The sequence below is a fragment of the Thalassotalea hakodatensis genome (genome assembly GCF_030295995.1).
GTDB lineage: Bacteria > Pseudomonadota > Gammaproteobacteria > Enterobacterales > Alteromonadaceae > Thalassotalea_C > Thalassotalea_C hakodatensis.
This window is the reverse complement of the sequence record NZ_AP027365.1, coordinates 2,610,861-2,623,107: the sequence shown is the minus strand read 5'-3', so window position 1 is coordinate 2,623,107 and position 12,247 is coordinate 2,610,861. Positions and strand designations below refer to the sequence as shown.

8 protein-coding genes and 1 riboswitch are annotated in these 12,247 nt (G+C 38.8%); of the genes, 1 reads left to right on the top strand and 7 read right to left on the bottom strand.

The window, feature by feature from the left end:
- Window positions 1–115: 115 nt before the first annotated feature.
- The 6 genes from QUE72_RS11525 to QUE72_RS11500 all read right to left on the bottom strand — a co-directional run bounded on the left by QUE72_RS11525 (window position 116) and on the right by QUE72_RS11500 (window position 9,464).
- A complete protein-coding gene (locus tag QUE72_RS11525; RefSeq protein ID WP_286269141.1) occupies window positions 116–1,000 on the bottom strand; it encodes a dTDP-4-dehydrorhamnose reductase family protein in 885 nt (294 codons plus the stop codon).
- Between the two features lie 64 nt (window positions 1,001–1,064).
- Window positions 1,065–1,862: an acyl-CoA thioesterase gene (locus QUE72_RS11520; protein WP_286269139.1), complete on the bottom strand. Its 798-nt coding sequence runs from the start codon at window positions 1,860–1,862 to the stop codon at window positions 1,065–1,067.
- Window positions 1,863–2,119: 257 nt separating this feature from the next.
- Window positions 2,120–3,310, bottom strand: a complete 1,191-nt coding sequence (locus tag QUE72_RS11515; RefSeq protein ID WP_286269136.1) for a serine hydrolase domain-containing protein — start codon at window positions 3,308–3,310, stop codon at window positions 2,120–2,122.
- 251 nt (window positions 3,311–3,561) lie between these two features.
- On the bottom strand, window positions 3,562–6,123 hold the full coding sequence (ppc, locus tag QUE72_RS11510) for a phosphoenolpyruvate carboxylase (RefSeq protein WP_286269133.1): 2,562 nt from the start codon (window positions 6,121–6,123) through the stop codon (window positions 3,562–3,564).
- Window positions 6,124–6,551: 428 nt separating this feature from the next.
- Window positions 6,552–7,106, bottom strand: coding sequence for a cohesin domain-containing protein (locus QUE72_RS11505; protein ID WP_286269131.1), 555 nt, complete (start codon window positions 7,104–7,106; stop codon window positions 6,552–6,554).
- 15 nt (window positions 7,107–7,121) lie between these two features.
- Window positions 7,122–9,464, bottom strand: coding sequence for a collagenase (locus tag QUE72_RS11500; RefSeq protein ID WP_286269130.1), 2,343 nt, complete (start codon window positions 9,462–9,464; stop codon window positions 7,122–7,124).
- Between the two features lie 266 nt (window positions 9,465–9,730).
- Window positions 9,731–9,813, top strand: a riboswitch (cyclic di-GMP riboswitch).
- A gap of 89 nt (window positions 9,814–9,902) precedes the next feature.
- On the opposite strand from QUE72_RS11500, the gene QUE72_RS11495 reads away from it, so the two are divergent.
- On the top strand, window positions 9,903–11,084 hold the full coding sequence (locus QUE72_RS11495) for a hypothetical protein (protein WP_286269129.1): 1,182 nt from the start codon (window positions 9,903–9,905) through the stop codon (window positions 11,082–11,084).
- Window positions 11,085–11,180: 96 nt separating this feature from the next.
- Here QUE72_RS11495 and QUE72_RS11490 read toward each other — a convergent pair whose 3' ends face one another.
- A complete protein-coding gene (locus QUE72_RS11490) occupies window positions 11,181–12,233 on the bottom strand; it encodes an aldo/keto reductase (protein ID WP_286269127.1) in 1,053 nt (350 codons plus the stop codon).
- Window positions 12,234–12,247 lie beyond the last annotated feature (14 nt).

Genomic DNA, 12,247 nt, shown 5'->3' with positions numbered 1-12,247 from the left:
AAGAACATTATCTTCAGCATTATAGCCTGTGGTTATTTTCTTGTTGTACCAATAAAAACAAGCTAAAGCGTTTAGGCTCGCATCTAGCAAGTGCCAGAAAAATAAACACGAAAAATCAACAGACCCTAATATGCGGTGCGATAGCCTTCGATATTGCTGCGGTAAAATCACGTGTATGATGAATACCTAATGCATGTAAACGCGTGTCTTTTAGCGCACAATTAAACGGCCTGCTTGCTGTTTCTGATGGCGCAGATAAAGGGGTTAATGTTTTATCATCTAGAGAAAACTGTGTTTTGATTATTTCAGCAATATTAAATTTGGTTAATTTTGTGGTATCACTAACATGAAATATTCCATGACATTGCGATGAAGCTAGGGCAATTAAATCGCTAATCGTAAGTGCAATATCTTGAACGTGCGTTGGATAACGAATGGCCCAGTGGTCATGTTCAGTTTCTGATGATGCTATAACTTGCTCGGCAATCACTGTAATAGCTGACTCGGCTAACGTTTGCACTTCGCCGTATAAAACAGGTACGCGAATAATTGTGTGTTGTTCACTTACTGATAAAACGGCTTTTTCTGCTTGGTGTTTACTTTGGCCATAAAAGTTAAGTGGACGAGGCGTGGCATTTTCTTGGTAAGGGGCATGATCACCATCAAAGACATAATCAGTACTGATAAAAATAAAGCGAATATTATGCTGTAAACAACACTCGGCTAAATGTTGAGATGCTGCAACGTTTAAGTTTAAGGTTGCCTCATGATTTGTTTCGCATACATCAGGCTTACGTTCTGCCGCCGCATGAATAATAACGTTTGGTTGGTGAGTTTCGATAAAGTTGGCAACCGCTTGTTGATCTTGTAAATCGAGTGAAGCTATTGGCGGTTTAGCACGAGAAAACCCAGTAGCGATAATGTCGTGATGTTCAGATAAAGTATTAACAAGTTCTCGGCCCAGTAAGCCTGTTGCACCTGTGATCATAATTTTCGTCATAACAAGAGTTTACCTTGATGATTTAAGGTGTTTCATTATAACAATGATATGAGATTAAACCACCCTAACCAAATACTGCTACCACTTGTTTTGATATGGCGAGTAATTGGCCGTTTTCATGCCAAAATTTTGCTTGTTCATGTCCATAACCATTTCGAATATGGTGCGCTTCTGTTTGACTAGCCACCCATTGATTACCCTGAAGTATTAACTCTGGATTTATAAATTCTACATTCCAACTCATGGTGCTTGCAGGAACAGGTAAACGGATCATTTGTAACATAGTGGGTGGAAGGGCATCCATTAATGCAATCAAATGTGCAATTTTCATTTGCTTGGGTGCTGTCGAAAACTTTGTCCAGCCATGTAAAACAGGATCTTGGCTTTTGGTTACCGATAAATCACCTTTATGAAAGGTATAATCAAAGTGTTGAACAAATTTAGGCACAACTTTGGGAATAAGAGGAATAAATTTAGGCTTTTTCGGTGCTGGCATGTTGTGGCGATCGGTCGCCACTTGCAGTATCGCAGAGTCACGGTCGACTCCGAAGCATACCTGAGACATTACACCGACCTGGCCATTTTGGCTTACTTTTGCAACGATTTGAGTGACATTTTTCCCTGAGCGTAAAATTTCTGCGCTAATGTGAACGGGTTGTTCAGGCATTAATGGACCAATAAAATTACAATGGAAAGAGCGGACTAATCTATCATCGTCAATAAGGTTCTCAGCTGCTTGGTAGCTCAATGCGGCTGAAAGGCCGCCATAAATGGTACGTCCTTGAGACCAATTTTTAGGAACGGTGATTTCATATTGTGCCTGTTGTTTGTCAAAAGGTTTAAACAGCTGTTCAATTAACATATGTATGGATTATACTCTTCTGGTCAGATGAGTTGAGTGTAATGCAAAAGTTGATGCTTTTAAAGCTGAATTAAATTGAAACTAGAGCGTGTTGATCTTTGCTGTTTGAGTTTAGTTGAACCCTTCGGGCAGCACCTATTTGGCATTTCTACTATGTTATCGCTTGATTTGAGTAGAATAACTACACGGCACAAGCGCTGCCTTGTATAAATACCAAACAAATTGCTGCAAAAACAAACTTGAAAGATCAACACGCTCTAGTTAGCGATAACATCAGGAAAAAAGTGATCATACACCAAAGACCAAAATGTCGTGGAAAGCTTATTAATACTATTACTTTCAGCATTCATTAACATGGCAAAGCCAAGATCGAGTTCAGGAGAGTAAGCAATATCGGCTCTAAAGCCAGATACCCAGCCAGAATGATAAATAAGCTTTATTTGATCAAATTGATAAATACGCCAGCCATAGCCATAGTGAGCATCTTCAAGGTGCTCTCGCCAATAAAGGCGTCGTAAGTCTTTCTTTGTTTTGATGCGTGGGGTGGTCACTTTAGTAATAATCGAGTCAGGCAATATTTCAGGTGCATGGCCTAAATTGGCTATTAACCACTGCGACATATCAGAAATACTGGCGTTAACGCCCGCTGCGGTAGCAACTTTGTAATAATCGGGTGTTACTTTTACTGTACGCCAAATGTTTCGTTTTATCACTTTGCCGCGACTATCATATTTTTTAGTGTTCACACGCTTTCTTAATACATGTGGTTTTGCCGTATTTGATTTTGTATGGTAGACATCAATACCTACAGAAGCATTTTTCATCGCTAGTGGTTCGAAAATACGCTGATTTAATAATTTTTTATAAGAAGTGTTAGTGGTAGATTCGATCACCGGTTGCAACATGCCATAGGCAATATTTTGATAACCGTAACATTTCTCTGGCTCACAGATAGGGGTTACGCGGTCGAAGCGTCCGATAATTTTTTCGATACTCCAATTTTCATGAAGTAGGTTGTCATAAGCATTGGGCATTAGACCGGTTGAATGGCTAAGTATATGATGCAGAGTGATTTTATCAGCAGCTTCTGGCGTCGCTAAGCTAAAGTGCGGAACATACTTGGTTACTGGGTCAGTTAAGCTTAGCTTTTGTTCGTCGGCAAGCATATTAACCAATGTAGCGGCAAAAGGTTTTGACACAGATGCAAGGCGAAAGACTGTGTTAGGCGTTATTTTTTGTGATTTTTTTTTGTCTGTAAAGCCAAAGGTTTCAGTAACAATAACGTTGTTACCTTTTACAACAGTATAAGCAGCACCAGGCACACTCTGTTGCGTTAACTCTTTTTTTACTATGCTATAAAAATGTTGATTCAGTGACTGTAACCCACTCGCGAATAGGTCGGGCGATGAAAAAATAAGTAAAATGACCGTGAACGTTTTAAACCACATAGCACTATTTTTTAGTTGAAAAGCGCTGCATGATACCGAAAGTTACTCAAAATAAAAAGGCGACTTGTATATTTGGTGTTGCAATATGTTTCAAAATTGTTAAATGTATTTTTCAGTGTTAATGGAGGGGAGGTGGTAAGTCATTGATGATGCTGATATAGGTCGAAATGTCAGTTTATAGTGAAAGAGCGTTATTGAAAATGTATTCAATAACGCTCAAGTCTAGTTAAATACCTTGAGTATAATAATGATTAACCCGTATTTCGTAAGCCCGTAGCAATACCTGCCATGGTCACGGTTAACACTTGTTCATTTTTTATTTTGTCAGGTGATTGTCGTAAGCGTGATAACACTTCAATTTGCATCAAATGAAGCGGTAATAAATATGGCTGACGGAGTTTGAATGAATTCAAATTCCATGGGTCAGATTCCATGATGTGTTCTTGCGACAATAATGATAAAACTGTTTGTTTATCTTTGGCTAACTGAGATCTTAATGTTTCACCAATATTTTGCAATTCAGGTTCGACAAGTGCTTTATCATATAACGCTGAAATTTGAGGCTCGGATTTTAAATACACCATTTCAATCAGTGATAACCGAGCTCTGAAATAACGCCATTCGGTTAACATGGTTTGAATGGTTTTTGCGTCTTTTTCATTTGCATTGGCGAGTGTTTGACCTAAACCTAGCCAACTTGGCAACACTAGTCGGTTCTGACTCCAAGCAAAGATCCAAGGAATCGCTCTAAGCGATTCTATACCACCATCAACCTTTCTTTTACTAGGTCGAGAGCCTAAAGGAAGTGACGCAAGTTCTTGTTCAGGGGTTGCTTGACGAAAATAACGTACAAAATCTGGCTCTTCTTGCACGTAATGACGATAAATATCACAACTTTCTGTGGCAAGTTTACCCATTAATTCTCGCCATTCATCGCTCGGTGTTAATGGCGGTGTAATTAAGCTATCAAGTATTGCGCTGGCATATAAATGAAGGCTTCTGACAGCGAGACTAGGTAAGCCAAATTTATAGCGAATTGTTTCACCTTGTTCGGTAACACGTAAGCCGCCCTCTAAGGTGCCTGGCGGTTGTGAGGCAATAGCGGCATGAGCTGGACCGCCACCACGACCAATTGTACCACCTCGACCATGAAATAATTTAAGTACGGTGTCATGGTTTTTAAACACATTAACTAAAGCTTCTTGAGAATGATATTGACCCCAAGCGGCAGCCAATACACCTGCATCTTTAGCTGAATCACTGTAACCAATCATAACAAAGTGTTTGTTATCACAGCGACTTTTGTATGCATCTATTGTTAATAATTCATCCATAACTTTAGGCGCATTATTCAAATCATCCAACGTTTCAAATAAAGGAGCAATCGGCATTTGCCAAGAAACATTGGCAGTTTTTAAGAATAAGTTTACTAATAAAACGTCGCTGACTTTACTCGCCATAGAAATGATGTAAATTCCCATCACTTCCCTAGGTTGTTTAGCGATAAAGTCAAAAGTGTCGAGTACTTCCTGTGTTTCTTGGCTCCACGCCTTATTGGGGATCAAAGGTCTTGGGTTATTAATTTCAGTCAACAAAAAGTGAATTTTTTCTTCTTCAGACCATTGAAGATAATCACCCAAACCTAATGACGTTAGAATTTCTGCTAATGCCGTATCATGACGCTCACTGTGTTGTCTGACATCAAGTTTTACTAATGAAATGCCAAAGCATTGAACTTTTCGCATTAAATCGATGATATGAGAATTCGCTATGCGTGTTAAACCAACGGCTAATAAGCTGTCTCGGCACTGTTTTAATGGTAAATATAATTCATTAGAACTTGCGATCGCACCATCGGTATTGTTTGACTCTAATAACGATACTGAGTGCTGTAACTTTTCAATCACAGGTTTCAATGCTTGTCGGTATGGGCCTAACTCATTGACATCATTTTCAATTAAATCAGGTGTTGCTTTCCCCATAGAAAGTTCTAAATATAAGGTTTCAAAATCTTGTAGGTATAATTGAGCAGCCATTAACCTTGCCTGTAGAATAGCTTGCTCACTTAATTTTGCGGTAACAAACGGGTTGCCGTCACGATCACCTGCCATCCAGCTAGCCATCGTTAAAGGCACGCATGTTTCAGGTAACGGCTTGCCTACTTTTTCTTGGCTAAATTGGTCTAGTTCACGAACAAAATCAGGAACAGCATGCCACAAACTATCGCTGATGGTGTTCAATCCCCAGCGCGATTCATCTAATGGAGAAGGGCGGTTATTACGTATTTCTTGTGTATGCCAAGCTTGTTCAATCAGTTCATTAATGCGTTCACCTAGTTCATTCTCATTATTGTCGAGTGCTTGAGCAATTTCATGATATTTATGAATAAAAGTACGACGGTTAACTTCGGTAGGGTGAGCTGTTAACACCAATTCAATTTCTAATTGTGAAATTGCTTTTTCAATAATATGTGCTGGTTTATCGCTCAACTTTTCTTTTAAGTCGTCGAGTGGGTGTGGCAAGTCGAGCTCTGCGAGGCCTTTGTCACTTGCGGTGTATTGTTGCTCTGCAATATTAGCTAAGTTAAGAAATTGACTAAATGCTCTTGCATGTACAATAAGTTCATCAGCGTCATACCCGCGAAACTTTTCTTGTAGTTCGGTTAACGCTTGTTCATTGCCGTTAGACACTTCTTTTGATAGATGGCGAATAGCTTCAATGTCATCAACCCATTGCTGCCCTTTATCATTAGCGATGGTTTGGCCGAGCGCTTCCCCTAGTTTTCTAACGTTATTGGAAATTGTTTCTAGCATATCAACACCTAAATGTAATTTTATTACAACAAATTGTATTTCTCTACTTTACGCAAAAAACCTGATTAATCCAACGAAATATTGATAAATTGTGTTTATTTTGAAAGTTGGTATAAATAAAAAAGCCAAAAGTGGTGTTTAATTACGTCATTTTGGGCGTTAAAAGCGTTATGGTAACTATCCTAATTATTGCTGATAATTGAACCAGATAGTGATTTGATGCGTTAAACCAACTTGGTTAAAAGTAGACTAATACTTATTGAATGAGCAAATAATTGACGTGTAAACAAAGTAAAATGTTAAATTAATCTGTAAGGTTATTGTTGTTCAGAAAAATAATGATAACAGTTTGATGCATATTAAACATATTCACTTGGCCTGTTAAGGAGTAACAAACCAAGTGAAAAAATAAACGTTACGCTGAACAGTTAACGTTTAACTCTGTGAAGTAATAGCAGTGCTAAACTAAACAGGGCAATACTTGCGGGCGTTGGTACCGAAGTAACATCAAAAGTAATAGCCATGCCTTGTAGTTGATCTAACATCGTATTATCAAAACTAAGTACTTCAAAACCATTAAGCAATGACAAAGTTTGTTGGCCTGAACCTACTGCTGTGAATGCGATAGTAGCAAGTACAAATTCATTACCTTGTATGGCTGTGATGGTGGGTTCATCTGCAAATAAATCAGCATAATCTTCAAGATAAAGTGAACCATCTATACTGTCATCAGCATGAGAGTAGCTGCCGAAGCCATCATCAAAGCCTTGACCAAATTGCCAACTTGTTAACGCTAATGCATTGTCATCAAAGTTCATTTCTCCTGCAAACCCGCCTAAGGTATAAGGAAAGTTTTTAGCGACAATCGTTGCGGTGACGGTATCACCTTGTTGATACGATGTTTGATCTAATTTAAGTTCTATAAGGGTTGCGTGGCAATTTAACGTGAAGAGCGTAAGCAAGCTAATAATAAATGATTTCATAGTGTTTTCCTTTGGTTATTGGACAATTGTACAGCGAGCTTGGTCACATAATGACATCATGCTGCGAATGTCTCGTCTATCAACGATACCGTCTTGGTTAAAGTCATATTCAAGTGATAAACTGCCTTGTTGGCGCAACATACGACTGAAAGCTGCAATATCTCGGCTGTCCACTTGTTGATTTCCGTCGATATCAGCAGGGTTATTTTCTACGGCTTGGCATTCGCCATTGCCAGCAATAATACAGTCTAACCACTCGTTAAATTGTGCATCGAAATTAACGCCCCAAGTGGTAATAATGTCTTGATAAGGTGTGAAGTTAGGTAGCTCAGGTTGTTCTTCATTTGGTTGGCCGCAAGTCCAAACCCAACTGCCGCTTGCCCATTCACTGTCGTCATAGGCCCAGTACCAATTATTTTCGATGGCTTCTGTTTTCGATTTCCAACCCCAATCAAATGCACATTCAGCAGTTGAAACTACATATTTGGCTGCACGAAACGTAGGTAACAATGTGTTATCAATATCAGCACGATTTTGTTCCATCATAAAGCGTGTTGCTAAATAGCCCCAATGATAAATTCTCTCAGTATTGCCATTGGCATAAGTGGTTTGAAATAGCTCACTTAACGCGTAGGTTTTATTTGCAGCAGCGGCTAGTGCATTGCTGTTGTTGTTAGGTTGAGAAAGATACTCAGCTAACCCTTCACTCCACCAAACACTGTTATCAGCTTGATCTGAAAAGCTGCCCCACAGGTTGAACCTTCCATCAAGGTAATGCACGTATTCATGTTGTAAATTCCACACTTGAAACGTTGGTAGCCAGGTTGCTTGGTGGGCAATAAAGCGTGCTTGATTACCTGGCGTAGCAGGCTCACCTTCTAAATACATACCGCCATTATCAGTACTGATTCCGAAGAAGGTTCCTGCGTAATTGTCATAATCAGTGTATGAACTAAAAATAACAACTTCTAAATCAGTATTATGATCATTGCTTACTGGTGTATCTTTAGCCGTTTGAAACATTTGATGAAAAGCTGTTTCTTGTTCGGCAAGTTGCACACAAATTTGATCGCGGTTTACTTCATCAATAGGTTCTTGATAACGAAGCTTCAGGGTTGTGCTACAGGTGTGGCTGCCAGATAAAATCGTTGCTTCTAAATCGAAGCTACAGGCATTGCCATAGAGATCACAGTTCTGTGAATCATATGCTATCACAGCCGTTTGTGCCTTTAACCAACCCATACTACCCGCGCCTTGGTAATCGTAGTTATTTAGTATGGTGATAATGGCGGGTCTAACGGTATCGGCAATCGTGCCGCCAAATTTTAAAAAGCGGGCGAGTTCATTAACACTATCACCCCATTGATATTCCCGTGTGTGACCAACAAGCCATTGACCTTCGTTTAATACAAAAGAAGATAAATTGGTAAGTAACTCAGGTTGATTTTGTACTAATTGTTCTAATGCGCTGGCATCTTCACTCGAGGTATTAAATAAATGTGTCAAGATCTGGGTAACACCATTTTCTTCATAATAAACACCCCAATCATCAGCACGGTTTACGGTTGAAGCATAGCCAAGTAAGCTTTCTGTTAATCGCGTTAAATAGGGTAGGTTATTAGTACCAGAGCTACGTAATAAAATGAGCATCTCATATCTGACCATAAAATCTCTGGTTGCTTCGCCGTTATAATTAACAAAGTTTTCACCTGAAATGTATAGGTTAAATGCTTGCTCAAGCGTATTGGTAAACTGACTATCGAATACTCTATTTGTGCCCCACTCAGCCCAGAACATAGCACGTAAGTAAATGACTAATTTTTCTAATTGAGCAGCCTTTGTGGTGTCAGTTCCGTCATAACCAGTAGAAAGTAGATCTGTTATGGCATCAGCAATGGTTTGTAAGCTTTGATCTGAGAATACAGATGTGCCAACTAGGTTAGCGTCAAATAATCCATAAAGACATGAAGTTAAATCACCATTAACTACGGCATTCACTAGAGCACCATCTGATAATGATTGTAATTCATTGGCATTGGTACAACCGCTACTTTGCATTGCTTTAATCGGAGAGCGCATTGAGCGATTAAGCGTTTTTGGATCAGAGCGATAATGATCGTTTAGTGTTTGTTTTGTCTGTAGTAATAGTTCGAATTGTTTTGGTGATATTTGCCTAGGGGGGCTGATATCTTGTTGTTTACTATCTTGTAACTGTTTTGCTGCATGTGATGTTAGCAAAGGCTTTGCTGAAGTTTTAGAAAGTATATTTGGTGTGATTTGTTCATTAGCAAATGCTGTATAACTTAAACAGGCGCTAACAGCTAAACCAGCACAGAGTATCTGTTGTGGAGTTTTCACGTTGTTTCCTTTTTTTATCATCGTTATTATAATTTGTATATAAAATACAGCTGTAAGTATATTGTATAAAATATAATTATCAATGATTTGTTAATAGCGTTAATGCATTGTTATAAGGTGTAGAAAATGAATTAAAGTTTTTATCTTTTTAATCAATTAATTAAATGGATAATATACATTTTAATGTGAAAGTTGTTTGATGGTTTTTTAAACAAAACGATCGTTTTGTTGACGCAAAACGTATTAAAGATTACTATTAATTCGATATTTGTAAAAGGCAAGTATGGTGAAACCCATATACGCAAAGCTTCCGACCTAAGGTAAATACTATGGTAGCGGGGTTGCAGAGAATTGAGCTTACCCAATCCTTGTCTGTTGTCATCATTACATTTTGACGTTAATAGTTTTTGTAAATTATATACAAACGAGGATCATCACTTGAATTATCAACTTATTCAACAAGCTAAAGTGTTAAGTTTTGCTGCATTACTGGGATTGAGCAGTGTTTCAACAGCAAATATTTATGACTTTCAAAATAAAGCGACCGGTTTTACCAGTGATAATGCACATTTTTCATTGCTTGGTATGGCTAACAATAGTGTACTTGCCCATGAAAATTCGATGTTTTCTATTCCGATTGATGACTTGAATCAACAAGGTCGTATCTTTGAAGTTATCAGCGATAATAATGCTGTTACAGGTGTTTTTAATCAGAACGAACTCTTTGTTTATGTCAATGAAGTTGATGAAGATGTTGCTGTTACGGTTCGAGTAGTTAGCGCAGCTAATGTAATGGCAACTGAATTTTCATTAACTATTAATGTGGTCAATAAGCCTACGTTGGCAATTGATACTTATGCTGCACCACAATTTGTTTCTGCGGATCTTGGCGGGGTTATTGTGGGTGAAACTAAACAATGGCTTACCGGTATTGCCGGTAATACTTATTTAGGAAACTTTGCTCGTCGTACAGGCATTGTTGCTAATACGCCAATTGCTTCAGGGTTTTCTCAAAATAATGCACCGGTGTTCTCATTGGCTACTGGCACAGCTTCTGGTCAGCTAATTCCAGTGATTAACCGAACAAATGCTTCTACACCGCTGTTTTTTGCCAGTAACAATATTGCAGAATCGTTTATTGAACAACCAATAAAATCTGCTGTTCCATTGGCTCTGATTTCGCTGGGTAAAGAAAAAGCTGCCTTACTGGCTAAACAAGCTGTTGAACGAGTGTTTCGTCAAGAAAATACCAACTCTACGGGAGGCTCTGGCGAAGAAGAGCTAAATAACGGTTCTGTGACCGATAATAACTTGGGTAATTTGCCAATAGGCGGTGAAGAGCAACAACAAGGTCAAGGTAACGGTGGTGGAGATCAAGGCAATGCGGGAGGTGCGTTTAATAACCGTGGCAGTTCTACTGGTGAAAATGGAAATCAAGATCCAGTAAATCAGAACAAGGGTTTTGTTCAAGCACCAAATTTTTCAGATGATAATAGCCCGAAGCCCACCGATATGAATATTGAAGTAGTGAAAATATCAGAGCCTCATTCTTTCGGGATAATGTTACTTGCTTTAATTACCGGATTGTTTATGTACAAACGTAGAAGGTTAACGAAATAACAATATATACCAATTACAACAAGGTATGCTTTTGATGTAATTGGTATCTCGACCTATCTTTTTCTCTGGTGTAGTTAGTCAGTGTTAATAAAAGCACTAATAGGGTGATGGGTAGGTTTTTAACCACTGATCTATCTGATTAAGTGTTGTCTCATTTAATGAAAGTTCGAACGCAGCAATATTCTCTTCTAATTGCGCCATACTGGTTGCACCAATAATGGTTGAAGTAACCCCTTTTACTTGATTTACCCACGCGAGCGCTAGTTGAGTTGGCGAAAGGTTTATTTGCTTAGCAATATCGCTGAGGCTTTGAACTGCGCTTTCAACGGCCGCAGTATCTCTAAACAATCCATGTCTTTGCATTAAGGTCCATCTACTACCTTTTGGTCTACTTCCGTTTAAGTATTTACCTGTTAGCGCGCCAGAAGCTAATGGTGACCAAGGTAAATAGGCAATATCTTCGTGGATACAGTTTTCGATTACATACGGCCAATCTTTGGTATGAAGTAAATTAAATTCATTTTGTACTGAAACAACTCGCGGTAAATTGTGCTGCTCGCTTAGTTTGACATATTGATTTATTCCCCAAGGTGTATCATTTGATAAACCGCAATAGCGAATTTTTCCTGCGGCAACACAGTCGGCTAACCCTTGCAGAATGTCATGCATTTTCTCAATTTCTTCAGTCGCGTTCACGTCAGTGTAATCAACCATATTTGGCCAATGTTTAGCAAAGTGAGGAGAGGTGTAATTCGGCCAATGTAACTGATATAGATCAATATGATCGGTGCTTAAGCGCTTAAGTGAATCATCAACTGCTTGAATAACCGCTTTCCGTGTTATCTCTGAGCCACCCCGTATGTATGAAAGTCCAGGGCCAGCCGCTTTTGTAGCAATGACTAAATTTTCTCGGCGTGAAGGATTAGCTTGTAAATAATGACCAATAATACGTTCAGTTTTACCATAAGTGTCAGCGGTAGGTGGTACTGCGTACATTTCGGCGGTGTCGATAAAATTCACTCCGTGATATTGCGCGTAGTCTAGTTGTTCATTGGCGTCTTGTTGTATATTTTGTTTACCCCATGTCATGGTACCTAAACAAACATTTGATACTTCTAATGAACTACTACCTAACCGAACATACTTCATAAAAACTCCTAAAA